Source organism: Paenibacillus sp. CR_12 (assembly GCF_041953985.1).
Lineage (GTDB): Bacteria > Bacillota > Bacilli > Paenibacillales > Paenibacillaceae > Paenibacillus_AQ > Paenibacillus_AQ lautus_A.
The window spans coordinates 289,762-316,004 of the sequence record NZ_JAVFHO010000004.1 but is presented as its reverse complement, the minus strand read 5'-3'; the positions used below and the strand labels follow the sequence as shown (position 1 = coordinate 316,004).

Genomic DNA, 26,243 nt, shown 5'->3' with positions numbered 1-26,243 from the left:
CTTAATGATGTCCGATCACCTCTTTTCGTTCTCCCCCATATATATGCGGGGATTCGCGAATGTTGACGGAAATGTGCAGCTGCCGGAAATAGAACAAGTTGTTTTCAAAGATCAAGCGGCAGGGGCATTATGGGACATTCCATCTAAAAAACGATAGTGTCATGGCTGCGCTCAATTTGTGCTTTTAAGGGACTTTGCTGTAAGGGGTCAGCGTAAATTACTGATGGTGTTTGAAAACGACATGAGTGTCGTTTATAATATGACATGAAAAACGACACCAGTGTCAGTTTAAGGTCGAAGGTGGGGAGGATTATGTGTCCAAGGGTCAGCGACGAATACAAGCAGCAGAAAAAGCTTGAAATCTTGAGGGCAGCCAGGCGCGTCTTTATTAGGAAGGGTTATACCCGCACCGTGATGCAGGACATCATGGAGGAAGCCGGCATGTCCCGCGGCGCCGTGTACGCGTATTTTGGCAATGTGCAGCATGTTTTTCTGGAGGTTCTGCGTTATGACGATCAGGAGGCGCTCCGTTTTTTTGAACCGGATTCGCCACATTCGATATGGAAGCAATTGTTGGACTGGATCAAGAAACAGCAGGAGGACATCTCGCTGATTCATCACTCGCTTGTGCTCGCCAGGGCGGAATACTTCCTGTCTTCCTCTTATGATCATGCGAAGCAAGAAGATCCCTATATTACCGAGCGCTATCAGATTACGGTCGAGGCTCTGTGCGGGGTCATCCGGAATGGGCAGGAGCAGGGGGAGTTTCGGCCGCGTCTGGAACCGGAAGCCATCGCACGGTACATGATCTCGTTTCTCAACGGACTCATGCTGGATACCTTCCAGCTTGGGGCTGGGGTGACTTGCGTGCCGGAGCAGCTGGAGTCTTTCCTCTACTCTCTCGGCGAAATGCTAAATCCGATAACCATAGAATCATGATGACAGAAAGGGGCTTATAGCAATGCTGTTTGATTCTGCTAGATTGTCTTGTCGAAAAATGACCATGGATGACGCGGAGCTGTATCATACCTGGCGCAATGACCTGGACGTGATGCAATCCACCAGTCCCAGCTTGGATACTTACCAAATGGAGGAGACCAAGGACTTCGTTCAGCATGTGATCCTCGGCACTCCGTCCTCGAAGAGCTATCTGATCCAGGCGAAGGAAACAGGCCAACCGATCGGCATCATGTCGTTGGTCGGCATCGATTTCAAGAATCGCAATGCGGAGTGCATCATCGACATCGGCGATAAGAATTATTGGGGCAGGGGATACGGCTCGGAAGCGATGAAGCTGCTGCTGGATTATGCCTTTTTGGAGCTGAATCTGCACCGGGTAAGCCTGCGGGTGTTCTCTTTTAACCATAAAGCGATCAAGCTGTACGAAAAAATCGGCTTCGTCCACGAAGGCAGCTCCAGACAGAGCTTGTACCGGAACGGTGCCTGGCATGACATTGTGCACATGGGGCTTTTGCAGAGCGAGTATACCGCCAACGGTTGATTTTCCCGCACTTCCATAATAAGGTAGGTATGAGATGACAAAAGAGGGAATGGGAGAATCAATCATGTCCGAAAATGAAGTGTTATCGATTGAAGACCTGCGCATGAAATATGATAACCGTTATGTATTGAACGGGATTGATCTGAAGGTCAACCGCGGCGAGATGATAGGATATATCGGTCCGAACGGGGCGGGAAAGAGCACGACGGTTAAAATTATGCTTGGGCTGGTTGAAGGGTATACGGGAACGGTCCGCATATTCGGCCAGGATATTTCCGACGGGAATATCGATTATAAACGGAGAATCGGGTATGTGCCCGAGGTGGCGGAATTATACGATCAGTTAACGGCCGCGGAATATCTGACTTTTATCGGCGAATTGTACGGACTTACATACGATGCTGCGGATTATAAGGCAAAACATTTGATGGACTGCTTTGACATGCAAAAGGCTTACCATGCTCGGATCGCCACGTTTTCAAAAGGAATGCGGCAAAAGGTGCTGCTGATCTCGAGTCTCCTGCATGACCCGGATCTCTTGTTCCTTGATGAGCCCTTAAGCGGGCTGGATGCAAACAGCGTGATGGTGGTCAAGGAGGTACTGGCGCAGTTGTCGGCACAGGGCAAGACGATTTTTTATTCCTCGCATATCATGGACGTCGTCGAGAAAATCAGCAGCCGGATCGTTCTGCTCGCAGACAGCCGGGTGGTGGCGGACGGAACGTTTAAAGAGCTGCAGCAGCATTCCCATGAAGGGTCGCTGGAAGAGGTGTTCAATCAGCTGACGGGCTTCAATGACCATGCCAGCATCGCAGAGCGGTTCGTATCGATCGTTCGGGAGGGAAGCTGATATGGCGGGCCCGGAAGTTTCATTTCGAATGCTGAAGCTGCTGGATCGGTTTCAAGGGGTTATCTCGAGATTGGGTGTCGACTATGAAACGCTGCGGCGGATCCTGCATGTCAAGCTGCTGATGGACTCGAGGCGGGCACCCGTCATATTATCTTCAAACAGCCGGAAGGCTGAAGAGCAGGACAAAAACCTGTTTGTCAGTTCCCTCTGGTTGTATGGCTTAATCGGGCTTGTCCTGACGCCGTTTGTGTTCTGGAGCGATCCGGAATATCTGATGCCGATGAGCATCCTGTCCGCCATCCTCATGTTCCTGATCATGACCTCCATGATTTCGGATTTCTCATCCGTGCTTTTGGATGTGCGCGACCGCAGCATTTTGATGACGAAACCGATCGACGGCCGCACGGTCGGCGTGGCCAGATCGATTCATGCCGGTATTTATTTGCTGCTGCTGACCGGAGCGCTATCGGCCGCTTCACTTGTCGTGGGGCTGTTTAAGCATGGCGTGCTGTTCTTCCTGATCTGCATCCTTGAGCTTATTCTCATGAATATGCTCATACTGGTGAGCACCTCCATGATTTATCTGGTGCTGCTGAAATATTGGGACGGAGAGAAACTGAAGGATCTGATCAATTATGTACAGATTGGGCTTTCCGCTACGCTGGCCATCGGCTATCAGTTCGTGATCCGTTCATTTGATTTGATTGATTTCAATTTGGTATTTACGCCGGCCTGGTGGCAGGTCCTGCTTCCGCCCGTATGGTTTGCGGCCCCATTTGAATGGATGTTCGGCGAGGGGAGCGGGTGGCTGATTGTCCTATCCTTACTGGCCGTGTTCGTTCCGGTTCTGCTCATGGTGGCGTACCTTCGTTATATTCCATCCTTCGAGCAGTATCTGGAAAAGCTGGCGCACAGCGAAGCGGGAAAAGGGCGGGAGCGCGGTCGGTTTGACAGGTTTTTGGCCAAAATCGTATGCCGGTCCCTCACGGAACAGGCATGTTTCCGGTTATCTGCCAGCATGTTGAAGAACGAGAGAGAATTCAAGCTGAAGGTGTATCCTACGCTCGGGTTGTCCGTTCTGCTGCCCTACTTGTTCTTTTTCTCCACGATCCGTAATTCCTCCCTGGCGGAAATCGGCAGGGGATCGTCGTACTATGTGCTGCACGTCATGCTTATCATGATTGTAACCGTCGTGATGATGTTGAAATTCTCCGGCAAACCCAAGGCCTTCTGGCTGTTTGGGGCGGCCCCGCTGCCAAGCATGAGTCCCTTATATCAAGGAGCTTTAAAGGCCTTTGCCATAAAAATGTTCCTGCCGTTGTTCACTGTGAATGCGATCGTATTCCTGATCATATTCGGTATTCGGATCCTACCGGACGTTCTCATCATTCTTCTTACCGGCTTGGTGTTGATTCCTGTGTCGGCCAAGACGATGCTTCGCCATCCGCCGTTCTCCCAAGCGTTTAATATGGCTCAGCAAAAAGACGGCTGGTGGGTGCTGGTGTTCATTATCGTTGTCGGCGGGTTATGCGGCTTGCACTATTTTAGTAGCACGGTTACCTACGGTATATCGGCCTATATCGTCGTGCTGCTGGCTGCCAATGGTTTGGCTTGGACCAGACTGTATAAGTGACTGCTTTACTCATACACAAAAACATTCCGGCTAACAAGGCGCATCCCTTTGAAAGGTTGGGGACGAGAACGGAATAAAAGGGGAGGGGCATCCGGCGGATGCCTCTTCTTGGAATGCAGATTAGTTGATCCTAACTTAATATCTAATTGTGTAAGGTTTATGTCAGAATAAAATAAATTCTGTCGTTCCTTAATGGTTGAACAGGAACGTAGGTTCGTATATAATAGAGTTATATCTAGTTATCTCCTTTTATAAACTCTACACTTCATAGATCCATGATGGATTCCCCCACATATGTATTTAATTACCTGTTGTTATGCCTACATGGCCTTATATAATCGACTTAGATGATGATGTCAGGATGTTACGCATCGTGCGACACGAGTTTATTCTGGCTTAGTCATGTTCATAAGGTCGTGGATTCTTGATCATTGATGCTCGTTTTTTGTTTTGCGGATTGAACGTTGCAGTGGTTTGCTTCGTCTTGGCGTTATAAGTTCCGGGCCGTTGTGCTTGGTAATTGTATACCAGCCGGAGCTATTGACGCCGTTCGATGTTATTGCATTTTTCATCAGAGCTTCCAGACATATAAGAAATGGCAGGCGCCATCGGAATTGACCTCAAGAACATGCATCATTCAGGGACGACTCGATAGAATCTGAAGGCTGAAGATATACGTTTCTTAGAGACGTTATAACCATTCAGCTCAGCCAGGATGAATCGGGAAGTGGCGTTGTACACATTAAACCATTTCTTTACGGTGTAGGGAGGAAATCTTTGAATGGAAGCTATTTGGTTTATGATGTTTTCGACTTTTGAAACACTGGCGATTTATTCACTGATCATGACATTGCTTAGATTTAAAACAACGGAGTACATATGGCAAGCCCTGCTGGTTATGATCCTTGCCAATCTACAGAGTTACATCATGCGGAATGAACTCTCGCTCGATTTTCTTGCCCCGCTTATTACGGTAATGATCTTTGTGTTCTTGTTCTCGGCCATCATTAAAATTCCAGTCATTTGGTCGGCGATTTGCACCATTATAGGCTACATGTTCTATGCGTTGATTCAAACCGCCTATTTGACTACGGTGTTCGGATCGATCAATGCCATTCAGACCGATCCTGCCAAAGGTTACATCCTTCAAGTTCTGTCAGGAGCGACGGGACTGCTGATATCCTGGTTGATGTACAGGTTCGGTATCGGGTTTAAGTACGACCTGGAGAAGCTGCGCATTAAATTTGAACATGTTCTGTTGATCGCTTTAATTATCGTAGTGCTGATATTAATTGCCATTCTGTTTTACCTCAACCGCCTGTGGCTGCATCTTCTCTTCTTTGGAATCACATTTGGAATCTTCTTGTATTATGCCATCAATACAGAGGAGCGGGAGTCTTATGATCATAGAAGGACTGTCAGAGCGGATAGCGGAGAGGATCAAACGTCAGGTTCCTGATCATCCGTCCTCCGTTCCTGTTTTGAAGCACGCGCTCGCCATTCTATTCAACGTGATGTTCATTGTCGTATTCACGCTGCTGATTTCGATCTTCTCGGGTAACGTGAGAGAGGCGGTCATAGCCTTGACGGGCTTCGCAATACTGAGGCAATTCTCGGGAGGGTATCACCTTAAGACGGGGGCCGGCTGTATTGCGTTCACGACAGCACTGTTTACCTTGGTGACTTTCGTTGATATGGGGATTGCAGCTGTGCTCGTTATGAATGCGCTTAGTCTGTTGCTGGTTATGCTGTTTGCTCCCAGCCGAATCGAGAGACAATCCCGGATACCGAGCAAGCATTACTCTAAACTCCGCTTGATTAGCTGCTTCATCGTGATGTTCAATTTTGTCCTTCAGTCCCCAACATTGGCTGTCATATTTTTAATCCAGGCTATTAGTTTATTACGCTGGAAAGGAGGACAAGCTCATGTTATGGATCCATAAGATTCGTCATCGTTTTTTTTCGTTCATCGCATCTGCACTGACGTTGGTAGCCGTATTTGTCGTTAATACTGCAAGTCCCGTATTTGTGTATAGCGGAGAGACGCCGGAAGAACTTTTGAAATAAATCTTGATCCAATTGATACGGGGACTGGGGTACACCAAATTTGTGGTAAGTTCATGGTTGTTGAATGAGATATGGGTCGTAGTAGCCGGTGCCGGTTGGCGCCGGTTTTTATTATGACTAAGGAAGCTACAGCTGAGTCCTTAACGGTCGGTTCCATCGATGCTCCAATGATTGCGAGTTTGTTAGTAATGGATGCCAAGCCGATTAGGGTAAAATTAACATTGATAAAAGAACGAGTGTTCGCATATAATACAAACAAATGTTCTTATCAGAGGTGAGTGCATCATGTTTGAGAAATACCTGGAGCAAACCGTAGAAATCATATACGAAGACCGTAAGGGCAACATTACCCAGCGCAAAATACAGATACACAGCATTAAGGATCAGCGGATTCGGGCAACGTGCCTGGAGACGGGAAAGCCCCGGGTATTCAATGAAAACAACATCCTGTCCTGGAGGCCCCAGAAAGGAAGAGGTTCGCATGCTTCCTGATCTGGAACGAAAACTGCTCCGAATTTTGATCAACTATCCGGCCCATCGCAGCCGTGTCCCGACCTTACGGTTACTTAAGTACCTAACGGGACGTAAACCGAACGAAATTATGGAGGGCATAGCTTCATTGGAGGAACAAGGCTATGTTATGTTTAAGAACAAGCGGGAATTGCAGAGCCTGATTGTGCTGAAAGAAGAGGCACAGCCCGTTCAAAGAGTGGAAAGAGCTGCGGATTACTGGACGACACATTGAGTCGGCAGGAGGTATAGAGATGCCTGTGCTTAGAGATTGCACGGATGAGGGAACACGAGCCGAATTTCATTTTATATCTCGTATCCCTGGAAAGTACGAAGGATGCCAAATCAACTTTAAATTTTATGATTCCAACCGATTCAGCTATGATTTGAATTTCGGTTGGACGAATCTAACGATTCGTAATTATATTACAGTAACTACGGAATTTCCGTTGGACACACTGAATGGATTCAAATTAGATGGATTATATATGTCATTCGAAAAACATCTCTATCAATTAAGCTGGAGAAGAAGCCAATCGGAAGGTATTTATGAGTTGGGCTTTTTTGGGGCTGATCAAGATTTCACGCTTACGGCTGATATAGACTCTGTCAGAAAGTTTGGTTCTCAATTTAAGTTGGAATGGGATCAAGCACCGATATTCGATTGATTTTTTTGCGTCTTAGGTAAGGACAAAAGACGGGGACTTGGCCTCTTTAGTTTCCCCCATCGTCCCCGAGACTCGCTGAATGGTTTTTTTATGAAATGGGCTGTCCCGCAGCCATTTTCATGGCTTTTGGAACAGCTTCTGTTTTCATTAGTTTTTAGATCCAAAAACCTGCTGCCAAAATGATAACGAGAAGAATGTACAGAACCAAGACAAAAGCAGCACTACGGCCATAGCCATACCCGGCATCAGCGCTCATGGTTATTCCTCCTTTGTTTAGAGTCATATTATTAATATGTGGTCACTTATGTATAAGCTTGGGTGATTAACTAAGTGTTTAGCCTAATTTTCAAGCCTATCTCGATTGCTGCTAGGGTGAAGTTTTTAACGTGAGGGAGTTGTTGCAGCCCCTATGTATTTTTTGGATGATGTACATATGAAAATGATTAGCAAAGTGGCATTTCTGTGAATATACATGAGAGTGTAGCCCGCCAACTACAACTCAGGTTTCCTTCTTTAAAAAAAAGAAGCTGTCCCGCAGTCATTTTTATGGCTTTTGTGACAGCTTCCTCTTTTTGTACGGTGTCATATGCTCCATTTTCCGTCCCCATTGACGGGAAGGAGAAAAAATTCGGGTAACACAACCCGTGATATCCATGTGGTCAGCGCCGCATCGGTAAAAAGAACCTCGCTGGCTTAGGCTGGCGTTTTTTTTTGTTAATAAGAATATTGGCCCTAGCATTGCTTGAAATTTTGAATACTTTGTATCGAGATCGTTGAAAGGAGGAGTCCTCATGGGTGAAGTTGGTTACGAAGGTGGATACGGCGGTAAAAACTCAGTCGGAGCAGTTCTTGTTCTCTTTATCTTGTTGGTCATCATTTTAGGTTCTTTCTGGGTATAATACTCCCCCGGATGACAAAGACCCTACGTGATTTGAACAGTTGTATTTATGTGAGAGGATCCCTACCGGCTTAGGCTATCGGGGGTCCTTTTTCTTTGTCTTCTATCGGTGAAGTAGCCGTTATACTGCAGCACGTTGAAATTGACGAATGTAGACGGCAGAGTTCCGGCTAAAGCTGTAATTTTATCCATCTTCTTCGCCTGGATTCGTGTCATAACCGCTTTAAAATCCGAGTTGCCAGTCGCGGGATCAACGCACGCGATTTCTCCGTCCAATACGATGTTATGCGGAAATATAGCGTTGGCTATCTCAGGATATTGGCGAGAACAGTCGTTGTTATGGCGCGCGTATGCGAGTCTGAGAATGGAGCGGGCGCTGTTGCGAGTAACATCGGTTCAATTGACATAGAAATACCTCTTAACCTGAATTATAGCGCTTGGCTATGTAATAAAGAGGCGAGAAGTAATGGTAGATTAATGTCATGTCATCTATTCTAAAAATAGCCCGGACAAATGCGACAATTGACAAAGATAAATCCGGAATAAAAAATACATAATTATACCATTTAATGGTTCTTAAACACTATATACTCCAATAATATCCAAATGATACAATTGATATGGGTTATGTAAATTAACTTTTATAAATATCTGGAGGTGTTAGCGTGGTTAGAATGGGGAAAAAATTTGTAATATTCTCTTCTATCATTGCTGCTTTTATGACTGTAGCAGCGCCAGTATCTGCAAGTCCTATCTCACAGACAGAATCTGAGATAACGCCTCAATATTGTAACCCATGTAAAGTAAAAGCGGGTTATATGTACCCAAAAAGTCAGTATAGCAGAGACTATTTCACGCCATTACATTACATTACAGTTGATGGAGTGGAGTACTTTTTTTGGTACATAGATGATGATAAATCTACAGCAACACATTGGTATACTGTTTGGAAAGAAGAATAACGAAAAATCCTTGGGGTTTAAATAACCTCAAGGTTTTTTTGTATACATAATAAGGCTGTGATGTAACGAAATTGCGTAAATATTTTAACATCACGTTTCGGTTAAAATCGGAGGACACTATGAATCACAACGATACGTAAAAAGCTTGAAGGTAACGGACTTTGGGAATCCAGCCGGATGATGCTTCCTGAACATAAAGAAACTATCATCCGCCGGCAGCTGGAAGAGGGAAGGAAGAATAAACCGGTTCTTTTTATCTTTCTTTATATAAAGAAGGCGTTACCCTTGAACAAATTATTATAATAGTAGAAATGAGGTCAAATAAGACCAAAATGCGGGCTTAGAAGTAGTGTCTAACTCACTATGTCCCCCAATTCGTCCCTGAAATTCAGATAGACAACCATTAGAAGAAAAGAAAAAAGCCCTTGCTGCGCAAGGGCTCCTTGTGATGATCTGTAGTGGGCTCGAACCACTGACCCCTACCCTGTCAAGATAGTGCTCTCCCAGCTGAGCTAACAGATCGTGAAATATTTAAAAAGGTAATTCATATATTACCAGCAGACAAGGCGGCTGTCAATGGTTTTCTCGTTATAAAATACCACGTTCCGGTTCAGACTAAATACAGCATGATTTTGCCAATGAAGGAGCGTGAATGGCATGACAGGTGGGAAATCCCATCGTATCAAGCGAGCAGGACTGGTGTTCTCGTTATTGGCGGTATCTATTGCGGGCGGCGGCTGCAGTGTCCCGGAAAGAACATCGGTGCAATTGGAGCCGCTGCATGCCCCTGCAGCGCCCGTGATGCTGGATGTGTACGGGCGCTCTGTTGATCAGGACGTATATTCCAAGCAGGGAAGCGGGGCGCTGGAGCCGGTATCCCCGATGGATGCGGCGGACACGTTAAGGGATCTCCATCCATAATGAGCTCCAGGAACGGCATTATGCTTAACGCGGGCCAACCATCATGATGATCTCTGATCGAACCGTGAGCAGAACAAACCGCCGGCTGGCAGGCTGGCGGCTTGTTGTAAGACGGCCGATGCTATTCCTCATCCCATTTGCGGGAATAACCTTTTTTGATCGTCCAGAAGGTGGGATAGATGATCAGGGCAGCAATGACCACAGCCCAAAATATCGTGGCTCCCATGCTCATAAAGGCAATGCTCCTTTCGTGAAGACCTTAGCTTCTACTACTATACAGGAAAACGAATATTTTGTATAATATCTCGACCTGCGATATCACGAGGAAATGATTCTACATAAAGAGGTGTTGAAATGGCAGCAGAAATCATCAATGTATCAACGGAAGAGCAGTTGCAGCAGGCGCTGGATATCCGAAAGGATGTGTTTGTCCTAGAACAGAAGGTTCCGATCGATTTGGAGATCGATGATTACGACCGCCTGGAATCGGATGCACACCATGTCTTGATCAAGTCGGAGGGGCAGTACGCCGCAACCGGGCGTATTACCTATTACAATAAGGATTCCGCCAAAATGCAGCGGATCGCGGTGCGGAAGCCGTTCCGTTCCAAAGGGATTGGCCGTGTGCTGATGATGGCGCTGGAAGCGCAGGCTCGCGAACTAAAGCTGCAATATTCCGTGCTCGATGCACAGGTGCAGGCAGAGGCTTTTTACCGCAAGCTCGGGTATGAGACGATTTCGGACGAGCCGTTTGATGATGCAGGCATTCCCCATGTTCGCATGAAAAAGGAATTGTAGGCCTCTAACCAAACCAAATAAGATGCCGGTCATTCCGCATCGTCCCCAAAAAAAGAAAAGACCTCGAGCATCGCCTCGAGGTCTTTTGCGCATGAATTAGAACGTCGGCAAATTGTCCAGGTTGTTGCTTGGATCGCCATCCGCATTGGAACGAAGATGTTCGTCTCCATCACGTCCACGGAATACGTTCAGGTTCTTGATTTCCTTATTCTTGGCCATCTGTTGGGCCGTTTTGTAGTCCACGACGCTGCCGTTATCCAGCTTTAGTTCGATGATGTCGCCATCACCATTTTTACGTACGCCTACTACTTCTTGTTGTTGTTGATCCATATGAATCGCCTCCCGGCCTTATTATTCCCGGGTACCCTCGCAAACTATGCATTGACGCATATTGAACTACAATTCGTATACCCGCTGCTGCTCCACGAATTCCATGTTTCCGGTCTTGCCGATGAAAGCTTCGACCTCATCGCTGTAATGCATCAGATAGGTGCGCTCCTGAATTTCTTGAGGCAGGCTGAGCAGTTCATCGAGTGTCGTGTGCACCTCGCCCGGGCCCTGCAGCTGGCATTCATGCAGAATCACTTCGCAATCCCGTTCATTTACCAATTGCTTCAGCAGGATGGGGTCGAATACCATGTCCGCGCTGTAAAAAATCCGATCGTTCAAATAAAGCGAATAGCTGTCTTTGCCCGGAATATGCTGCGTATGAATCAGCTCCACCGAGATTCCGGATGAAATAGAGGCCTTCACGCCCGGTTTCAAAGGATGCACGTCAAATACATCCTGAAGGGAAGAGATATGTCCCTGCTGGTATAAGCCGCCCTTGAGTGTATGTTCCCATATCGGTTCCACCAGCGCTTCAGCAATATAGAGCGGAAGTTTGCGATTGTATTTCATCTTCATAATAAACGCAAGCTCCTCCAAACCGCCAACATGGTCGGCATGAATATGCGTGATGAGCACGGCGTCCACATCGTTAAACGTCTTGTTCATCTGATGCAGCGCCAACGGAGCGGTGATTCCGCAGTCGATGAGCAGCGTGAAATTTCCGTCATGTATCAGTGCGTTATTGTTATAGTAATTCTTGGCAAACGCACTGCCGGTGCCAAGCATTTGCAATGTCAGTGTCAATGGATGAAACCTCCTGATGAAATGATGTATAGTCCAAGTATGCTTATGTGTATTTTAACGAATTTCTTATGTATTTACACGATGTATATGCTCGAAACGGAGCCGTAATGCTGCAAAAATCGTGATAAGATCAAGCCTTGAACCACGAGAAAAAAATTTTACCACAAAGTGCAAAATTGTCCGCAACTTGTTTTTTGACATGTAGTATACACATATAACAACAAGAAGAGCCAATGGAGGGAACGTATGAAATGAAGTGGAAAAAAGTGATGGCATGTATGCTAGTGCTCTCTTTAATGGGTGGCAGCACCCTTTTGTTTGCGGATTCCGTCAATGAGCGTGTTCGGGTTTGGCTGAACGGACGCGAATTGAAGGATGGCGGATATTTGATTGATGGCAAAACCTATGTGCCGGTCCGGGAATTTGACGGGGCTGTGGACTGGAATTCGGCGAATGGACAAGTCCAGGTCGTCAAGCCGAATGTGCATATTTTTCTCTTTAAAGGAGATACTGTATTCGGCAACGTAAACAAAGGCAAGCTGAAATTCAATGTATTTAGCCAGGTAGACAGCTTAAACAACAATATTCATGCCGTGAAAGTAGCGATTGAGGATCCTTCGGGCAATATCAAGGACATCCAGTCCCAGGAAGTGAAGGACCGCAAGGATAACTTCTGGTTCCGAACCTATGATTTCACATACGATTTCAAAACGGCCGGAAAATACTCGGTAGGCTTTTATGTAAAAGTCAAATCGGATGACGGGTTTGTGAAAGTTGCGGAGAAAGTGATTACCGCCCTAAATTGATGGGTCCATCGCCGCTTGGCAAAAATTGACCTGAAGAAGCTATCCGTGATACGATACGAAAGTATGATAATTTAACCGAAGTGAGGTTTTTTCAATGAGCGAACACAAACATGAACACGGAGATGCTTGCGGCTGCGGTCACGATCATGACCACGACCACGAGCATGAAGAGTTTGTGCTGACATTGACGGATGAAGAAGGAAAAGAAGTAGAGATGGTTCTCGTGGAGACATTTGATGTCGGCGAGAAGCTTTACGCGCTTTTGCTTGAACGCGAGAATCCGGAAGCGGACGGCGTCATTCTACGTATGGAAGAAGAGAACGAGGAAATGGTTCTTTACAATATTGAGGACGAAGACGAATGGAATGAAGTAGAGGCGGTTTACAACGAACTGGTCGCTGCTGCAAACCAGGAGTAACACTCCCTAACGAAAAACCCGATGCGAACCACTCGCACCGGGTTTTTTGTATTTGCTGCCTTAGAATATAGGATCCGTTTCCACGATGACTTTCACGTTCTGAATGCTGCGGTCCTCAGGACCTTTGACAGGCAGGCCGACCTCGACATGGTCGGTAATGTAATCGATGTTTTCCTGGGAAATCACTTCGCCCGGAAGCAAAATCGGAATCCCCGGCGGGTAGACATAGATGAATTCGGCAATAATGCGTCCGGCCGATTCCTTGAACGGCACGACCTCCGTATCCCCATAAAACGCATCGCGGGGAATGAGCGACAGCTGCGGAATTTCCGGCGTTTTCACGACCAGCTCATTTATTTCGTTCACGTGCATGTACTGGTCCGAAAGCTCTCGGAGCGCCGTCAGCAGAATATCGATCGTCTCCCGGTTGTCCCCCGGTGTAATGAGGCACAAAATGTTGTACATATCGCTGAGCTCCACTTCAATATTGTAGTGGTCCCGCAGCCAGTTTTCGGTTTCATATCCCGTAATGCCAAGATGGCGTACATGAACGGTCAACTTGGTCGGATCATAGGAGTACGTTGCTTCTCCGCCCAGTATTTCCTTCCCGAAGCAGTACAGGCCTTCGATTTTGTTGACTTCGTTTCGTGCATATTGCGCCAATTCAATCGTCCTTGCAGCCATTTCCCGTCCATGCAGCGCCAGGCTCCGGCGAGAAGTATCCAGCGATGCCAGCAGGATGTAGGAGGTCGACGTTGTGGTCAGCATACTGATGATGGTCTGCACGCGGTAAGGATTGATGTATCCGTTCTTGGTGTTCACGTTCAGCACGGAGCTTTGGGTCATCGATCCGCCGAGTTTATGAACGCTGGTCGCAGCCATATCGGCACCGGCTTCCATTGCCGACATCGGAAGTTCTTCATGAAAATGGATCAGAACCCCGTGCGCTTCGTCCACAAGCACGGGAACATTGTAACTGTGGGCCAAATCGACGATTTCCTTCAGGTTAGCGCTCACCCCGAAGTACGTCGGATTGATGACCAGTACGGCTTTGACGTCAGGGTGACGCTTTAGCGCTTTCCGTACGGAGCTGATCGTGATCCCGTGATCGATCCCCACATTGGAATCCTGGGCAGGCGATACGAACACAGGCTTGGCACCGGTAAAGATGATGGCGGAAAGCACGGATTTATGAACGTTGCGCGGTACGATGATTTTATCGCCGGGGGAGCATACCGACATGATCATGGTCATGATCGCTCCGCTTGTCCCTTGGACACTGAAGTAAGTGTGGTCGGCACCGAATGCGTCGGCGGCCAGCTTCTGGGCTTCTTCAATGACGCCTGTAGGCTGATGCAAATCATCCAGCGGCGCAATATTGATCAAATCTATAGAAAAGGCGTTATCCCCTATAAATTCCCTGAATTCGGCATCGGTGCCGAGGCCCTTCTTATGTCCCGGAATGTGAAATTGCACGGGGTTTTTGGCCGCGTGTTCTTTAAGCGCGGTGAAGAGCGGTGTACGACTGTGGTCCATGGACGTTGTCACAACCTTTCCTTATGTTTATTTTCTTATGATTTGTCGATTTCTGTTTTTATATAAACAAAATTGAGTATAGCAAAATAGGGGGGGAATGCAAGAAGAATGACCGGCTTTTTTTGCACGGACCGGCAGCGCTTCATACTTTGGACATATTAAGGGGGAGGGATGCGTTCTTCATCGTTCCTTCATTAAAATATCATCCATAAGATAAACGTCAATCGACGTACTTTCTCAGAAGACAGAACGCTGGTTAAAGAAAGTTTTTCTTGCGATTATAGAATTGTTCAGCTTCGCTGAAAATTTATAAATTCTATAATCTAAAAAAAAGAGCTGCATCCGCAGCCCATTTTCGTAAATATCTCACGCCAGTTTAAAACGCCATTTTATAAAGCGGCAGCAGCGTCTCAAACGTCTCCTGCACTTTTTGCACCAGCTCGTCCCCTTCAAGCTTGACGGCTTCCTCGCGCGGAATGCGCAGTCCGCACATGACCTCGGCTTTTTTCACCTGTTTCAGCTTCTCAATGAGGCGAACGAAATCCTCCTCGTTCATATCCTGGTGAGGGGTGCCTGCCGGATTCATATGATCCATGGACCAATAGAAATGTTTAGGCAGCGCCTTCGCTGTTTTCTTGAGCTTGGCTTCCAGGTTGCCGGCAAACACGGTTTTGTTGGGGCTTTCGTAAATAATCGCGAAGATAACAAACAGATGGGTTCCGAACATGCCCACCTCAAAATGAGGCAGCGCTTTGTAGCCCCGTTTGCTGGCCGCCCATGCGACCCAGGTGTCAATCGGGGGATTAACGGTTCGTCTTGCATGCTTGGCCACATGCACAAACATCTCTTCCCCGGCCAGCGCGGACACATAGGGGGCAAGCTCGGCCCCCAGCGTCTCAAGCTTGGGTCTTACCCGTTCAATGAGAACCTCCATACGGGCTTCGAGCCCTGGAACGGAGAATACGTCGAAATCCTGATCTTTAAATCCGGTAACCGTCATGAATGTGATGGCCTCCCTGTTGTTTATAATGAACACTTACTAAACTCGGCTTTTGGATAACCCATTATACCATAAGCCGAGTGGACGTCAGGCATGACCCAGGAAAGTTTCACCGTATTTTCATGCGGGTTAAAAATAGTCAATAAACCAAGTTACCGTTACATAAGATGGAGTATAAGATATAGATAAGACAACATCAAAAGCAGCCATGGGGGAAATCTTCACCGTCGTTTTTCAGATCGGTAGTAAACCGGAGGAGGGAGTGCCGTGAATAAGAGCGAGGAAGTGGAGTATTGCAACCTGGAGCTCCGGTTTGATCGCCGGCATATCCAGGACCTAATCAAGGAATTGATCCAGGAAGGATATTCGCTTTACTGGAGCGAGAATGAAACGCAGTTTGTCATTTCGATCCGAACCGGACGCAAGCTGGTAAAGCTGCGGTTTCAACGGACAGGAAGCGGTTTTAAGCTGGTAGGCGATTATATGATCCGCGATCCCAAGCTTGCGGAATGGATGGAGAAATTGATCGAGAATACCCGTGGCCACGCTGTCGTCAAACGTTTCAAGGACCGGCAGATATTGATCGAGAATATTCTGTTTGGCGAGGTTATAAGGCTGGTGGAAATATCCGGTTACCGGCAGCGTGTGCTGTTTCAGAAGGGGACGCCGATGACGGAGCAGGAAATGGTGCGGTTGTTCGAATCGGATGAGGGGGAACAGCGGCTCCTTCTGTCCAGGCTGGAAACCGATGATGAGCTTGAGAAGCTCCATGCCGCCCTTCAAGAGGGGAATCAGGACAAAATCGCGGCCTGCAAGCAAAGACTCCGCGAGCTTTCCTTAGAGCTGATGAGGCTGGAGTGGTAATTCACTTCATCGAACGATACAAGAGTAAAGCACGAACAACACTCCGAAACCGAAGGGGTGTTTTCGCGCGTGTTCTCATTTTGTGACAGGGGTTCACTTGTCAAATGAAAAACGTTAATATAAGATTATTGCAAATCATCTCGTAGGGATGGGTTGTTTAAAAATATATTGGAGCAAAGGATGGAGAACCAGATGTCAAAACAACAAATCGGTGTGATTGGCCTTGCTGTAATGGGAAAAAACCTGGCCCTGAACATCGAAAGCAAAGGCTTCACCGTTTCCGTATATAACCGCTCTCCGCAAAAAACGGAAGATATGCTGAAGGAAACCGAAGGCAAGCAAGTGAAGGGAACGTTCTCGATCGAAGAATTCGTGGATTCCCTTGAAACTCCTCGCAAAATCCTGATCATGGTACAGGCAGGACAAGCTACGGACGCTACGATTGAACAGCTGATTCCTCATTTGGACCAAGGCGATATCATCATCGACGGCGGTAACGCTTATTTCCCTGATACGCAGCGCCGCAGCAAAGAGTTGGCTGAAAAAGGCTTTAACTTTATCGGTGCAGGCGTTTCCGGCGGCGAAGAAGGCGCATTGAAAGGCCCATCGATCATGCCAGGCGGACAGGAAAGTGCCTATAAGCTGGTTGAGCCTATTCTGACAGCCATTTCCGCGAAGGTTAACGAAGAGCCTTGCTGTACATATATCGGACCGGACGGTGCCGGCCATTATGTAAAAATGGTTCACAACGGTATCGAATATGGCGATATGCAGCTCATTTGCGAAGCGTATCAATTGCTGAAAGACGTACTCGGCCTCGATGCGAAGGATCTTCACGGAATCTTCACGGAGTGGAACCAAGGCGAACTCGACAGCTACCTGATCGAGATCACGGCTGACATTTTCTCCAAATACGACGAAGAAACCGGCAAGCCGATGGTTGACGTCATCCTGGATACGGCGGGTCAAAAAGGAACGGGCAAATGGACAAGCCAAAGCTCCCTGGATCTGGGCGTGCCGCTTTCCATGATCACCGAATCCGTATTCTCCCGTTTCCTCTCCGCGATGAAAGAAGAGCGCGTTGCGGCAAGCAAAATCCTGAATGGTCCAAAAACGGCTGCATTTGACGGCGACAAAGCCGAGTTCATCGAAAATGTGCGCAAAGCGCTGTTTGCGAGCAAGATCGTATCCTACGCTCAAGGCTTCGCACAGCTTCGCGTAGCGTCCGATGAATACGGCTGGAACCTGCAATACGGCAATCTCGCTAAAATCTGGCGCGGCGGCTGCATTATCCGTTCCCGCTTCCTGCAGAACATCACCGATGCGTATGAGAACAATCCGGAGCTTAAGAACCTGCTGCTGGATCCGTTCTTTACCGATATAATCGAATCCTATCAAGATGCATGGCGTAAAGTCGTAGCTTCCGCGGTTTCCTTGGGCATTCCGGTGCCTGGATTCTCCAGCGCGCTTGCATACTACGACAGCTACCGTACGGCGAACCTGCCAGCGAACCTGCTGCAGGCTCAGCGCGACTACTTCGGAGCGCACACCTTTAAACGCGTTGACAAAGAAGGAACCTTCCACTACAACTGGATGGAGTAATCCTGCTCTTTTATCGGCAGCGTGAATTCGACTCTTCCCGGATGGACTAATTCTGCTCTCTTGCAGCAGTATGGATATCGTCCTCAGGGATCGAGGGCATCGATTCAAACGTGCGGGCTTTAGTAGGGGAGATAGCCTCCGCCAGCTCGGGAAGCCCGTGCATGGCTTCTAAGAGACAGGTGCGGATGTCGCCGTTCTTTGTGTGAAAGTGGTTTCCGCTTCCGAGCAAGAGCAGCGCGGCTTCGCAATAACTGTTGAAATTTTTCAGCAACCGTGGCTTTGAAAGATCTTGCAGCGCAGGATCCTTCAGAGCCACTTTTTTTTGGACAAAATGAAGCACCCACATCACGTCCTCGCGGCACAGCGGGTAGGATGGATCGAGCATCCGGCGGATCCGCTTGGCCGAGGAAGAGAGTCCGGTTGGATGAAATGGCACCATGGGTTCATTCCTTTCTTCTAATCTTGCATTCTTGTAACAGTGTATGATGCTTGGGAACAAGATAGACTCCATAAATAGGGGCTTGGCTTGAGGCAATTGGATTACAATTTAGAGAGTCGGGTCCATTGTCGAAAGATTTGGGGCTGTGGTATGATATGAACAACCTTTACAGTGAAGCAGCGAATGGGGTGTGAAATTGGATAAGCTGGGTAGAAACATCATTCTGATCGGGATGATGGGTACGGGCAAGTCAACCGTGGGGCGCCTCGTGGCAGACTCGCTCGGCTACAACTTGATAGATCTGGATGCGGAAATTGAGAGAATGGAAGGCAGAACGATTTCCGAGATGTTTGAAACGGAGGGAGAGCCGTATTTCCGCGAGGCTGAATCCGCTGCATTGCGCAGCGTTTTGCTCCGGGATGGAATCGTCCTGGCATCCGGCGGCGGAGCCGTCCTTCGTTCCGACAATTGCGACGTAATGAAACGCGGGGGCTGGGTCGTTGCCCTCACAGCGGATGCGGCCAGCATCGTGGAACGCGTACGGGGCGATGCCAACCGGCCGCTGCTTGCGGGCGATGTGGAAGAGAGGGTTCGGCGCATCCTCGATGAGCGAAAGGACAAATACCGGTTTGCGGACGTGATGGTGGATACGGTTGGCCGATCCGCGGATGAAGTGGCGGCTGACATTTTAACGCATTACCGCGGCTAAGACGATAAGCGGACCCGGCTTGGCATGGAGATGGATAAGACCTGAGGGTTTAAACAAGGGAGCTTGCGAGCAGGATTCAAGCACAAGCAAAAAAAGGCGGGGATCATGTTCATCCCGCACCTTCTTTACGGCTTGCCTATACTTCATCGTCATGCCACTGCAGCATGCCGCCCTTCATGTTGATCACGTTGTTCAAGCCCTGGTGATTGAGAAATTCGCATACGTGTTGACTGCGTCCGCCGCTCCGGCAGATAAAGACAACCTCTTGGTCGCGCGGAATTTCGTCCAGGCGGTTCGGAATCTCGCCCATCGGGATATGCTTGGCACCGCTGATCATCCCGGCGGCAACCTCTTCATCCTCGCGGACATCAATCATGTACACCTGTTCGCCGTTTTGAAGCCGGCTTCTAAGCTCCGAAGTTTCCATTTGAGGGATCGGTTTCATCATATAGACCTCTTTTCTTAGCATAAATGAGTAAGATCGCAAACGATCTGATTTTCCGGTTCACATGAACTATGATAACCAAGCGGTTCTTTCCCTGTCAATTTATCCTAGGGAGATTGTAATGCTGGTAATCGCAACACTATATACAAGGGAGAGATACATACGATGGATGTTATCGTCAGGCCTACGCCTATATTAAAAGGGGAGATCGGAGCACTGTCCTCCAAAAACTATACCACCCGTTACCTGCTTGTGGCTGCCCTAGCGGAAGGAACGAGCACGATTTATTATCCTGCCCACAGCGAGGATAGCGACGCGATGAGACGCTGTATCCGGGATCTCGGAGCCGTGATCGAGGAGGACGAGGAAAAAGCCGTGATTACGGGCTTTGGCAAATCGCCGCGGGATGTGAAGGAGCTGAACGTTGGCAACGCCGGTGCCGTCCTGCGCTTCTTGATGGGCGTAACGGCATTGTCTAAAGAGGTTACCTTCGTCAATGCGTACCCGGAATCACTGGGCAAGCGTCCTCATGACGATCTCATTGAGACCCTTGGCCAATTGGGCGTGGAAGTGGAGCATAACGATGGCAGGCTGCCCATCACCATTCGCGGCGGCCAACCGAAGGGCGGCAAGCTCACCGTTTCAGGCGAAGTAAGCTCGCAGTATTTAAGCGCCCTGTTGTTCTTGACTCCATTGCTTGCCGAAGACAGCGAGATCACCGTTACCGGAGATCTGAAATCCAAGGTCGTGATCGGTCAGACCCTGGAAGTGCTGGAGCAGGCCGGCATTACGATTCACGCAGCGGACGACTATACGTTCTTCCGGGTTCCCGGAGGGCAATCCTACGAAGCCAAGACCTATACGGTTCAAGGCGATTATCCGGGGTCTGCTGCCGTGCTGGCGGCCGCCGCGGTTACGCAGTCCGATGTAACGATCCGCAATCTGTCGGAGGACAGCAAGCAGGGCGAGCGCGCCATTATCGACGTTCTTCGAATGATGGAGGTTCCGCTCACGCATGAGAACGGAAATGTCCATGTGCAGGGCAACCGCACCCTGAAGGCGCTCCAATTCGACGGAGACGCGGCGACGGACGCGGTGCTCGCGATGGTGGCGGCAGCCGTGTTTGCCGAAGGAACCTCCCGGTTCTACAACGTGGAGAATCTCCGTTACAAGGAATGCGACCGGATTACGGATTATTTGACCGAACTGCGTAAAGCAGGAGCCAACGTGGAGGAGCGCCAGGCCGAGATTATCGTTCATGGCCGTCCGGACGGCGTCGAAGGCGGGGTTGAGATCAATGCCCATTACGATCACCGGGTGATCATGGCCCTCACGGTGGTCGGGCTGCGCGCAGGACAGCCGATCCGGATCAAGGACGCCCACCATGTAGCCAAGTCGTACCCGCAATATTTTGATCACATGAAGGCGCTTGGCGCCGATGTAGAATGGGTAAAATAGAGGAATAGGACAAGATTCTCATCGATAAGGAACGGAAAGGTGGTCATGAACCATGGCATTTGAAAATCCTACGCGCGAAGAAATCGCGGATATTTTACGAAATGCGGGCAATATCGCTGTCGTTGGCCTGTCCGATCGGCCGGACCGCACCTCCCATATGGTTTCTGCCGCGATGCAGCAACGCGGATACCGGATCATCCCGGTAAACCCTGGTGCAACCGAAATCCTCGGCGAGAAAAGTTATCCTTCCCTGAAGGACATTCCCGAGCCGATCCATATCGTCAATGTGTTCCGGCGCAGCGAATACTGCGCCGATGTAGCACGGGAAGCCGCCGAGATCGGTGCGAAGGTGCTCTGGCTGCAGCAGGGAATCATCAGTGAGGAGGCAGCGGCCATCGCCGAAAGCAGCGGCATGATCGCGATTATGGACCGCTGCATCAAGGTCGAGGATTCCATCGCATTGGGCGGCCGTTAAACTTCAAAGCGCATTTCGGAAGAATAGGCAAGTCTTGCGTAGAAAACAGCCGGTGGCAGACTGGACATGGTCCGGTTCTGTCGCCGTTCTGTTTGCAGGGCTTGCTTTTGCTGTGGGCATTTGCCCTTAATTTTTTTTGACAAAAACAGGCGCAGCGCTTACCATCAAGGATAGAAAGGAGGGCTCGCCTTGAATTGGTTGGGATCGTTGCAACAGCTGGGCAGAGCAGTCATGCTCCCTACTATGGCGCTTCCGGCGGCAGCTCTCCTGCTTAGCGTGGGGAGTTTGCCATGGTCGGCTTGGGGCTTCGGAACCTTGGGCGAAATCGCTCAGGCAGCGGGGCACGGGGTGTTTTATTACATGCCGTATTTATTTGCCATTGGCGTCGCATGGGGACTCTCGAATCAGGGAGGTCCCGCCGGACTCGCCGCCCTTGCCGGCATGTTCATCTATGATCAGGTCATATCCCGTCTGGGAGACGGGAGCGTACAGCCCTCGACCTTGATCGGCATTATATTTGGGGTAATGTCCGGTTACGTGTATAACCGGTTCAAACATATTAAGCTTCCCGAAGCCATACAGTTTTTTGGAGGCTCCAGATTTGTACTGCTGTTCATGGGATTGTTCTCAACGATATTCGCTTGGATCATGCTGGGGACAGCACCCCTTGTGCAGCGCGGGTTAGATGCTTTTTATGATCTGACCGTACATATGGGAGCTTTCGGTTTGTTTCTGTACGGAATTTTGTACCGCGTACTCACGGCCTTCGGTCTGCATCATTTGTTAAACAATGTATATTGGTTTCAGCTGGGCTCCTACGAGACGGAGGATGGTACCGTCGTGCAGGGGGATCTGCCCCGGTTCTTCGCAGGGGATCCCACGGCCGGCGACTTCATGGCCGGTTTGTTCCCGATCATGATGTTTGCCCTGCCGGCGATCGCGTTTGCCATTATCCAGGAAGCGCGTGAAGATCTGAAGCCGAAAGTGAAAAAGACGTTTATGCGGTCCGCGCTTGTCTGTTTTTTGACCGGGGTTTCGGAGCAGATCGAGTTCGCGTTTTTATTTGCGTCTCCATATCTGTATGTGCTCCACGCCTTGATGGCCGGTTTCGCGATGGTCCTTACCTATGCATTTGACATCCATCACGGTTTTTCGTACTCGGCCGGATTCATCGATTACGTGCTCAACTTCCATTTATCGCAGAACGCCTGGATCATCATACCGATCGGGGCCGTGTACGGCATCGTCTACTATTTTCTGTTCCGCTGGGCGATACGCACCTTCGAAATCCCCACGCCGGGGCGCGAGGAGGGCTCGGCGCTGGAAGGCCGGGCAGGCGATATTCCCTATCAGGCGCCGCTCATTCTGGAGGCGCTTGGAGGCAAAGACAACATCGTTCAGGTGCAGTCCTGCATGACGCGTCTGCGATTGACCGTGTACAATGATCGTCAGATTGATTCTGACGCACTGAAATTGCTCGGTTCAGCCGGCATTATCAAGCTGGGCGGGGGGAACGTGCAAGTGGTGTTCGGGACGTATTCCGAGCTCATCCGCGAAGAGATAAACAAGCTGATGCAGCAGGATTTGCCGCGCGTTCTGTTCAGCGCGCCCGTACAGGGACGCATGCTTCCGATTGACGAAGTGCCGGATGATATTTTTGCCGCGAAGCTGGTCGGCAACGGCGTCGCCTTCATACCGGAAAAAGGAGAGCTTGTATCACCGGTATACGGCACGGTCATGCACGTGTATCCGACGATGCATGCCATCGGGATTTCAACGCCGGAAGGGCTTGAGGTATTGATTCATATCGGGATCGACACTTCCCAGCTGAAAGGACCGTTTACGGCTGTGGTCAGCGAAGGGGATACCGTTGAACCGGGGCAACTGCTGGTCAAGTTCGATTTGGCGTATTTAAAGACACATGCCGCATCGCTGGCTACGCCAATGGTAATCACCAATCCCGATAAAGTAAGATCCTGGAGCTATGCTCCGTTCAAGACCGTGAAAAGAGGACAGTCATCTGTCATGTCCGTCGTATTAAATGAGAGTAATGCTGGGGGTAGAGAATCATGATACAAGGCATTGGCGCAGCAACAGGCGTAGCTATCGGTAAGGCTTTCGTACTGCCGCATTGGGAGCTGGATCTTCCGGATTCCGAAATGGACGCTGTCGATTTAGCCAAAGAGTTCGAGCGCTTATATGAAGGCATACGAACCTCCAAGAATGAAATTGAATACATCAAGAACGAATTCAAGGAAATGGTGGGGCACGAGGAGTCGCAGATTTTTGACGCGCATCTGGCCATACTGGAGGATCCCGTGTTCATGAACGAAATTCAAGGGATCATCGAGCGCCAGTACAAGGCTGCCGAGGTGGCGGTAAAAGAGGCGATCGATCATTTCGTATCCATGTTCGATCTGCTGGACGACGAGTATATGAAGGAGCGGGCGCTTGATATTAAGGATGTCGGCAATCGGCTGCTGAAGCATCTTCTTGGTGCTCCCGAAGTGAAGCTCCCGGCCGATACGCAGCCTTACATTTTGGTTGCGAAGGAGCTCTCCCCGTCGCAGCTCGTTCACCTGAACCCTTCCCACGTTCTTGGTATCGTGACGATGACCGGCGGCAAGACCTCTCATTCGGCGATCATGGCCCGCGCGCTGGGCATACCGCTTGTTTCGGGGATCGAGAACAAGCTGGATAAACCGATCCAGACCGGACAGCAGTTGGTGGTGGACGGAGATGAGGGGTTGCTCTATTTGGAGCCTGACACGCTCATCGTGGAGCGGTATGAAGGCATCCGGGACCAGCAGCGGAAAAAGAAAGAGCAGCTGCAGCTCCTGGCAGCCGTTGATGCGGTAACCAAGGACGGAACATACTTTAACCTGGCCGCGAACATGAATTCCGTTAAGGAAATGGAGATTGCGCTGAAGAACGGCGCTCAGGGAGTCGGATTGTTCCGAACGGAGTTTTTGTATATGGACCGGCACAACTTCCCGACGGAGGAAGAGCAGTTCGAAGTGTATAAACTGGTTGCGGAGAACGCAGGCCAGGCGTCCGTCGTGATTCGTACGCTGGATATTGGCGGCGATAAGCAGCTGGATTATTTCGCGCTTCCGGAAGAAGAAAACCCCTTCCTCGGGTACCGCGCCATCCGCATCAGCTTGGACCGAACCGAACCGTTCCAGACCCAGCTTACCGCGATTCTGAGAGCCAGCGCATACGGCAACGTCAAAATCATGTATCCGATGATTTCATCGGTAGAAGAAGTCAAGCAGGCCAATGCCGTGCTGCGGCGTGCCATGGCCGATTTGGACCGACGCGGCATCGCCTATGATCCGAACATCAAGGTCGGCATCATGATCGAGGTGCCTGCAGCGGTCACGATCTCGGATTTGCTGGCAGAAGAGGCCGATTTCTTCAGCATCGGGACCAATGACCTGGTTCAGTATGTTCTGGCCGTGGACCGGATGAACGAGCAGATCGCGCATATGTATCATCCGTTTCATCCTGCCATTTTGCGCATGCTCCGGACGACGGTGGAGGCTGCCCATGGGGCAGGGATTCCGGTCAGCGTGTGCGGAGAACTGGCCGGAGACGAAAGAGCGATTCCGCTTTGGCTTGAGCTCGGGGTTAAGGATTTGAGCATGTCTCCGCAATCCCTGCTCCGCGTGAAGCATCGCATTTTGAATACGAATGCGGCAGAAGCGAAAGGAGAGGCGGCGGCTTGCTTCAAGCTGCGTACCAGCTCCGCTGTCGAAGAACGTCTTAGCGCTTTTGCCGAACGGAGCAGTTATCTGAACGGAACCAATGGGACGGACAGCACGGCGTCTTAACCGTCAAGATAGGGATCATCGACTTTTTCCAGGCTTCTTTTTTTAAAGGACAAGCTATATGAGCATAAAAAAACAGCCGCCTATCTCACCAGGGAGCCCTGGTGACAAAGGCGGCTGTTTCTGTACATGGGGGCAAGGAGCAATTATTTGCCTTGCTGCGCCAGCGCATCGCAGAAGGCTTTGCCGTATGGCGGAAGATCCGGAGGCCGGCGTGCGGAAATAATATGTCCGTCGGTCACGACCGCCTCATCCTTCCAGATCGCACCGGCATTTTCCATATCGTCGCGGATTCCCGGCGTGGAAGTAACGGTAACTCCGTCCAGGATTTTGGCGGAGATCAGCACCCATCCTGCATGGCAGATCTGTCCGATCGGCTTCTGGTCCTCATTCATTTCTTTCACCAGTTGCAGCACTTTATCATATCGGCGCAGCTTGTCCGGCGCCCAGCCGCCCGGTACGAGTATTCCGTCATAATCCTTGCTGTTCAGCTCTTCAAACGAATACTCGGCCTGAGCCGGTACGCCATATTTGCCGGTGTAAGTTTTACCCTTTTCCAGCCCGGCGAGATGGACTTCCGCCCCTTCCTCGCGGACCCGGTAAACGGGATACCATAGCTCCAAATCCTCGAATTCTTCATCTACAAGCGCTATAACCTTTTTTCCAGTCAATCGCATAATTGGCCTAGCTCCTTTCTCAAAAATCTTGATAAAACCGTA

At 49.5% G+C, this 26,243-nt stretch carries 32 protein-coding genes, 1 tRNA gene and 1 pseudogene; 24 read left to right on the top strand and 10 right to left on the bottom strand.

Features of this window, described 5'->3' with window-relative positions:
• Window positions 1–312 precede the first annotated feature (312 nt).
• The 10 genes from RB297_RS17135 to RB297_RS17090 all read left to right on the top strand — a co-directional run bounded on the left by RB297_RS17135 (window position 313) and on the right by RB297_RS17090 (window position 7,229).
• Window positions 313–939: a TetR/AcrR family transcriptional regulator gene (locus RB297_RS17135; RefSeq protein ID WP_375121011.1), complete on the top strand. Its 627-nt coding sequence runs from the start codon at window positions 313–315 to the stop codon at window positions 937–939.
• Window positions 940–961: 22 nt separating this feature from the next.
• A complete protein-coding gene (locus RB297_RS17130) occupies window positions 962–1,501 on the top strand; it encodes a GNAT family N-acetyltransferase (protein ID WP_192569188.1) in 540 nt (179 codons plus the stop codon).
• Window positions 1,502–1,565: 64 nt separating this feature from the next.
• Window positions 1,566–2,351, top strand: coding sequence for an ABC transporter ATP-binding protein (locus RB297_RS17125; protein WP_015734287.1), 786 nt, complete (start codon window positions 1,566–1,568; stop codon window positions 2,349–2,351).
• 1 nt (window position 2,352) lies between these two features.
• Window positions 2,353–3,984 (top strand): hypothetical protein, encoded by a 1,632-nt coding sequence (locus RB297_RS17120; protein ID WP_096773110.1) that lies wholly within the window; start codon window positions 2,353–2,355, stop codon window positions 3,982–3,984.
• Between the two features lie 781 nt (window positions 3,985–4,765).
• The gene (locus RB297_RS17115) at window positions 4,766–5,443 is read left to right on the top strand and encodes a hypothetical protein (RefSeq protein WP_375121010.1); all 678 of its coding nucleotides are present in this window, start codon (window positions 4,766–4,768) and stop codon (window positions 5,441–5,443) included.
• A complete protein-coding gene (locus RB297_RS17110) occupies window positions 5,385–5,927 on the top strand; it encodes an accessory gene regulator ArgB-like protein (protein WP_051425425.1) in 543 nt (180 codons plus the stop codon). Before RB297_RS17115 ends, RB297_RS17110 begins: the two co-directional genes overlap by 59 nt.
• Complete coding sequence (locus tag RB297_RS17105) at window positions 5,911–6,051, top strand: cyclic lactone autoinducer peptide (protein ID WP_009589655.1); 141 nt, start codon at window positions 5,911–5,913, stop codon at window positions 6,049–6,051. Before RB297_RS17110 ends, RB297_RS17105 begins: the two co-directional genes overlap by 17 nt.
• A 285-nt stretch (window positions 6,052–6,336) precedes the next feature.
• Window positions 6,337–6,543 (top strand): hypothetical protein, encoded by a 207-nt coding sequence (locus tag RB297_RS17100; protein WP_009589586.1) that lies wholly within the window; start codon window positions 6,337–6,339, stop codon window positions 6,541–6,543.
• Window positions 6,533–6,796, top strand: a complete 264-nt coding sequence (locus RB297_RS17095; protein ID WP_375121009.1) for a hypothetical protein — start codon at window positions 6,533–6,535, stop codon at window positions 6,794–6,796. The genes RB297_RS17100 and RB297_RS17095 overlap by 11 nt, the downstream gene beginning before the upstream one ends.
• A 19-nt stretch (window positions 6,797–6,815) precedes the next feature.
• Window positions 6,816–7,229: a hypothetical protein gene (locus RB297_RS17090; RefSeq protein ID WP_375121008.1), complete on the top strand. Its 414-nt coding sequence runs from the start codon at window positions 6,816–6,818 to the stop codon at window positions 7,227–7,229.
• A 154-nt stretch (window positions 7,230–7,383) separates the two neighbouring features.
• On the opposite strand, the gene RB297_RS17085 is transcribed toward RB297_RS17090, so the two are convergent.
• Window positions 7,384–7,485, bottom strand: coding sequence for a YjcZ family sporulation protein (locus RB297_RS17085; RefSeq protein WP_096773114.1), 102 nt, complete (start codon window positions 7,483–7,485; stop codon window positions 7,384–7,386).
• A gap of 535 nt (window positions 7,486–8,020) precedes the next feature.
• Here RB297_RS17085 and RB297_RS17080 point away from each other — a divergent pair.
• Window positions 8,021–8,128 (top strand): sporulation protein YjcZ, encoded by a 108-nt coding sequence (locus RB297_RS17080; RefSeq protein WP_192569185.1) that lies wholly within the window; start codon window positions 8,021–8,023, stop codon window positions 8,126–8,128.
• 62 nt (window positions 8,129–8,190) lie between these two features.
• Here the strand turns inward: RB297_RS17080 and RB297_RS17075 are convergent, their stop codons facing one another.
• Window positions 8,191–8,424 carry an ATP-dependent DNA ligase gene (locus RB297_RS17075; RefSeq protein WP_375121114.1) on the bottom strand — a complete coding sequence of 78 codons (234 nt, stop codon included), beginning with the start codon at window positions 8,422–8,424 and terminating at the stop codon, window positions 8,191–8,193.
• Between the two features lie 368 nt (window positions 8,425–8,792).
• Here RB297_RS17075 and RB297_RS17070 point away from each other — a divergent pair, with 368 nt between their 5' ends.
• Both RB297_RS17070 and RB297_RS17065 read left to right on the top strand, forming a co-directional pair.
• Window positions 8,793–9,089, top strand: coding sequence for a hypothetical protein (locus RB297_RS17070; RefSeq protein ID WP_041621959.1), 297 nt, complete (start codon window positions 8,793–8,795; stop codon window positions 9,087–9,089).
• Window positions 9,090–9,221: 132 nt separating this feature from the next.
• Window positions 9,222–9,341: pseudogene (locus RB297_RS17065) on the top strand (YolD-like family protein); the annotation flags it as partial.
• A gap of 197 nt (window positions 9,342–9,538) precedes the next feature.
• On the opposite strand, the gene RB297_RS17060 reads toward RB297_RS17065, so the two are convergent.
• Window positions 9,539–9,611: transfer RNA gene (locus tag RB297_RS17060), tRNA-Val, on the bottom strand.
• Window positions 9,612–9,746: 135 nt separating this feature from the next.
• Here RB297_RS17060 and RB297_RS17055 point away from each other — a divergent pair.
• Together RB297_RS17055 and RB297_RS17050 are read left to right on the top strand one after the other, a co-directional pair.
• The gene (locus tag RB297_RS17055; RefSeq protein WP_192569184.1) at window positions 9,747–10,010 is read left to right on the top strand and encodes a hypothetical protein; all 264 of its coding nucleotides are present in this window, start codon (window positions 9,747–9,749) and stop codon (window positions 10,008–10,010) included.
• 354 nt (window positions 10,011–10,364) lie between these two features.
• Window positions 10,365–10,808 (top strand): GNAT family N-acetyltransferase, encoded by a 444-nt coding sequence (locus RB297_RS17050; protein ID WP_015734297.1) that lies wholly within the window; start codon window positions 10,365–10,367, stop codon window positions 10,806–10,808.
• Window positions 10,809–10,904: 96 nt separating this feature from the next.
• On the opposite strand, the gene RB297_RS17045 is transcribed toward RB297_RS17050, so the two are convergent.
• Window positions 10,905–11,138, bottom strand: coding sequence for a DUF3892 domain-containing protein (locus tag RB297_RS17045; RefSeq protein WP_096773117.1), 234 nt, complete (start codon window positions 11,136–11,138; stop codon window positions 10,905–10,907).
• A 66-nt stretch (window positions 11,139–11,204) separates the two neighbouring features.
• Window positions 11,205–11,942 carry an MBL fold metallo-hydrolase gene (locus tag RB297_RS17040; protein ID WP_096773118.1) on the bottom strand — a complete coding sequence of 246 codons (738 nt, stop codon included), beginning with the start codon at window positions 11,940–11,942 and terminating at the stop codon, window positions 11,205–11,207.
• A 251-nt stretch (window positions 11,943–12,193) separates the two neighbouring features.
• Between RB297_RS17040 and RB297_RS17035 the strand changes: the two genes are divergently transcribed.
• Both RB297_RS17035 and RB297_RS17030 read left to right on the top strand, forming a co-directional pair.
• On the top strand, window positions 12,194–12,748 hold the full coding sequence (locus tag RB297_RS17035) for a copper amine oxidase (RefSeq protein WP_015734300.1): 555 nt from the start codon (window positions 12,194–12,196) through the stop codon (window positions 12,746–12,748).
• A 94-nt stretch (window positions 12,749–12,842) separates the two neighbouring features.
• Window positions 12,843–13,166 (top strand): DUF1292 domain-containing protein, encoded by a 324-nt coding sequence (locus RB297_RS17030; protein ID WP_009589641.1) that lies wholly within the window; start codon window positions 12,843–12,845, stop codon window positions 13,164–13,166.
• A gap of 60 nt (window positions 13,167–13,226) precedes the next feature.
• Here the strand turns inward: RB297_RS17030 and RB297_RS17025 are convergent, their stop codons facing one another.
• Together RB297_RS17025 and RB297_RS17020 are read right to left on the bottom strand one after the other, a co-directional pair.
• Window positions 13,227–14,702, bottom strand: coding sequence for an aminotransferase class I/II-fold pyridoxal phosphate-dependent enzyme (locus RB297_RS17025; RefSeq protein WP_096773119.1), 1,476 nt, complete (start codon window positions 14,700–14,702; stop codon window positions 13,227–13,229).
• A gap of 376 nt (window positions 14,703–15,078) precedes the next feature.
• Window positions 15,079–15,702, bottom strand: coding sequence for a DUF1054 domain-containing protein (locus RB297_RS17020; RefSeq protein WP_375121007.1), 624 nt, complete (start codon window positions 15,700–15,702; stop codon window positions 15,079–15,081).
• Between the two features lie 267 nt (window positions 15,703–15,969).
• On the opposite strand from RB297_RS17020, the gene RB297_RS17015 reads away from it, so the two are divergent.
• Both RB297_RS17015 and gndA read left to right on the top strand, forming a co-directional pair.
• A complete protein-coding gene (locus RB297_RS17015) occupies window positions 15,970–16,566 on the top strand; it encodes a hypothetical protein (protein ID WP_015734302.1) in 597 nt (198 codons plus the stop codon).
• 192 nt (window positions 16,567–16,758) lie between these two features.
• Complete coding sequence (gndA, locus tag RB297_RS17010; RefSeq protein ID WP_175320731.1) at window positions 16,759–18,168, top strand: NADP-dependent phosphogluconate dehydrogenase; 1,410 nt, start codon at window positions 16,759–16,761, stop codon at window positions 18,166–18,168.
• A gap of 46 nt (window positions 18,169–18,214) precedes the next feature.
• On the opposite strand, the gene RB297_RS17005 is transcribed toward gndA, so the two are convergent.
• Window positions 18,215–18,607 (bottom strand): hypothetical protein, encoded by a 393-nt coding sequence (locus RB297_RS17005; RefSeq protein WP_096773121.1) that lies wholly within the window; start codon window positions 18,605–18,607, stop codon window positions 18,215–18,217.
• A gap of 190 nt (window positions 18,608–18,797) precedes the next feature.
• On the opposite strand from RB297_RS17005, the gene RB297_RS17000 reads away from it, so the two are divergent.
• A complete protein-coding gene (locus RB297_RS17000; RefSeq protein WP_015734304.1) occupies window positions 18,798–19,316 on the top strand; it encodes a shikimate kinase in 519 nt (172 codons plus the stop codon).
• Between the two features lie 136 nt (window positions 19,317–19,452).
• Here the strand turns inward: RB297_RS17000 and RB297_RS16995 are convergent, their stop codons facing one another.
• Window positions 19,453–19,761 carry a rhodanese-like domain-containing protein gene (locus tag RB297_RS16995; protein WP_175320732.1) on the bottom strand — a complete coding sequence of 103 codons (309 nt, stop codon included), beginning with the start codon at window positions 19,759–19,761 and terminating at the stop codon, window positions 19,453–19,455.
• A gap of 165 nt (window positions 19,762–19,926) precedes the next feature.
• On the opposite strand from RB297_RS16995, the gene aroA reads away from it, so the two are divergent.
• The 4 genes from aroA to ptsP all read left to right on the top strand — a co-directional run bounded on the left by aroA (window position 19,927) and on the right by ptsP (window position 25,527).
• Window positions 19,927–21,219: a 3-phosphoshikimate 1-carboxyvinyltransferase gene (aroA, locus tag RB297_RS16990; RefSeq protein WP_096773122.1), complete on the top strand. Its 1,293-nt coding sequence runs from the start codon at window positions 19,927–19,929 to the stop codon at window positions 21,217–21,219.
• 52 nt (window positions 21,220–21,271) lie between these two features.
• Window positions 21,272–21,694 (top strand): CoA-binding protein, encoded by a 423-nt coding sequence (locus tag RB297_RS16985; protein WP_096773123.1) that lies wholly within the window; start codon window positions 21,272–21,274, stop codon window positions 21,692–21,694.
• A gap of 189 nt (window positions 21,695–21,883) precedes the next feature.
• Window positions 21,884–23,767 carry a glucose PTS transporter subunit IIA gene (locus tag RB297_RS16980; RefSeq protein ID WP_036665939.1) on the top strand — a complete coding sequence of 628 codons (1,884 nt, stop codon included), beginning with the start codon at window positions 21,884–21,886 and terminating at the stop codon, window positions 23,765–23,767.
• Window positions 23,764–25,527, top strand: coding sequence for a phosphoenolpyruvate--protein phosphotransferase (gene ptsP / locus RB297_RS16975; protein ID WP_192569181.1), 1,764 nt, complete (start codon window positions 23,764–23,766; stop codon window positions 25,525–25,527). Before RB297_RS16980 ends, ptsP begins: the two co-directional genes overlap by 4 nt.
• A gap of 143 nt (window positions 25,528–25,670) precedes the next feature.
• On the opposite strand, the gene RB297_RS16970 is transcribed toward ptsP, so the two are convergent.
• On the bottom strand, window positions 25,671–26,201 hold the full coding sequence (locus RB297_RS16970; RefSeq protein ID WP_015734308.1) for a type 1 glutamine amidotransferase domain-containing protein: 531 nt from the start codon (window positions 26,199–26,201) through the stop codon (window positions 25,671–25,673).
• Between the last annotated feature and the right edge of the window lie 42 nt (window positions 26,202–26,243).

Bases quoted from the DNA above. Each gene is read 5' to 3' on its own strand.
- RB297_RS17135 (WP_375121011.1), top strand. From the start codon at position 313: ATGTGTCCAAGGGTCAGCGACGAATACAAGCAGCAGAAAAAGCTTGAA.
- RB297_RS17130 (WP_192569188.1), top strand. From the start codon at position 962: ATGCTGTTTGATTCTGCTAGATTGTCTTGTCGAAAAATGACCATGGAT.
- RB297_RS17125 (WP_015734287.1), top strand. From the start codon at position 1,566: ATGTCCGAAAATGAAGTGTTATCGATTGAAGACCTGCGCATGAAATAT.
- RB297_RS17120 (WP_096773110.1), top strand. From the start codon at position 2,353: ATGGCGGGCCCGGAAGTTTCATTTCGAATGCTGAAGCTGCTGGATCGG.
- RB297_RS17115 (WP_375121010.1), top strand. From the start codon at position 4,766: ATGGAAGCTATTTGGTTTATGATGTTTTCGACTTTTGAAACACTGGCG.
- RB297_RS17110 (WP_051425425.1), top strand. From the start codon at position 5,385: ATGATCATAGAAGGACTGTCAGAGCGGATAGCGGAGAGGATCAAACGT.
- RB297_RS17105 (WP_009589655.1), top strand. From the start codon at position 5,911: ATGTTATGGATCCATAAGATTCGTCATCGTTTTTTTTCGTTCATCGCA.
- RB297_RS17100 (WP_009589586.1), top strand. From the start codon at position 6,337: ATGTTTGAGAAATACCTGGAGCAAACCGTAGAAATCATATACGAAGAC.
- RB297_RS17095 (WP_375121009.1), top strand. From the start codon at position 6,533: ATGCTTCCTGATCTGGAACGAAAACTGCTCCGAATTTTGATCAACTAT.
- RB297_RS17090 (WP_375121008.1), top strand. From the start codon at position 6,816: ATGCCTGTGCTTAGAGATTGCACGGATGAGGGAACACGAGCCGAATTT.
- RB297_RS17085 (WP_096773114.1), bottom strand. From the start codon at position 7,485: ATGAGCGCTGATGCCGGGTATGGCTATGGCCGTAGTGCTGCTTTTGTC.
- RB297_RS17080 (WP_192569185.1), top strand. From the start codon at position 8,021: ATGGGTGAAGTTGGTTACGAAGGTGGATACGGCGGTAAAAACTCAGTC.
- RB297_RS17055 (WP_192569184.1), top strand. From the start codon at position 9,747: ATGACAGGTGGGAAATCCCATCGTATCAAGCGAGCAGGACTGGTGTTC.
- RB297_RS17050 (WP_015734297.1), top strand. From the start codon at position 10,365: ATGGCAGCAGAAATCATCAATGTATCAACGGAAGAGCAGTTGCAGCAG.
- RB297_RS17045 (WP_096773117.1), bottom strand. From the start codon at position 11,138: ATGGATCAACAACAACAAGAAGTAGTAGGCGTACGTAAAAATGGTGAT.
- RB297_RS17035 (WP_015734300.1), top strand. From the start codon at position 12,194: ATGAAGTGGAAAAAAGTGATGGCATGTATGCTAGTGCTCTCTTTAATG.
- RB297_RS17030 (WP_009589641.1), top strand. From the start codon at position 12,843: ATGAGCGAACACAAACATGAACACGGAGATGCTTGCGGCTGCGGTCAC.
- RB297_RS17025 (WP_096773119.1), bottom strand. From the start codon at position 14,702: ATGGACCACAGTCGTACACCGCTCTTCACCGCGCTTAAAGAACACGCG.
- RB297_RS17020 (WP_375121007.1), bottom strand. From the start codon at position 15,702: ATGACGGTTACCGGATTTAAAGATCAGGATTTCGACGTATTCTCCGTT.
- gndA (WP_175320731.1), top strand. From the start codon at position 16,759: ATGTCAAAACAACAAATCGGTGTGATTGGCCTTGCTGTAATGGGAAAA.
- RB297_RS17005 (WP_096773121.1), bottom strand. From the start codon at position 18,607: ATGGTGCCATTTCATCCAACCGGACTCTCTTCCTCGGCCAAGCGGATC.
- RB297_RS16995 (WP_175320732.1), bottom strand. From the start codon at position 19,761: ATGAAACCGATCCCTCAAATGGAAACTTCGGAGCTTAGAAGCCGGCTT.
- aroA (WP_096773122.1), top strand. From the start codon at position 19,927: ATGGATGTTATCGTCAGGCCTACGCCTATATTAAAAGGGGAGATCGGA.
- RB297_RS16985 (WP_096773123.1), top strand. From the start codon at position 21,272: ATGGCATTTGAAAATCCTACGCGCGAAGAAATCGCGGATATTTTACGA.
- ptsP (WP_192569181.1), top strand. From the start codon at position 23,764: ATGATACAAGGCATTGGCGCAGCAACAGGCGTAGCTATCGGTAAGGCT.
- RB297_RS16970 (WP_015734308.1), bottom strand. From the start codon at position 26,201: ATGCGATTGACTGGAAAAAAGGTTATAGCGCTTGTAGATGAAGAATTC.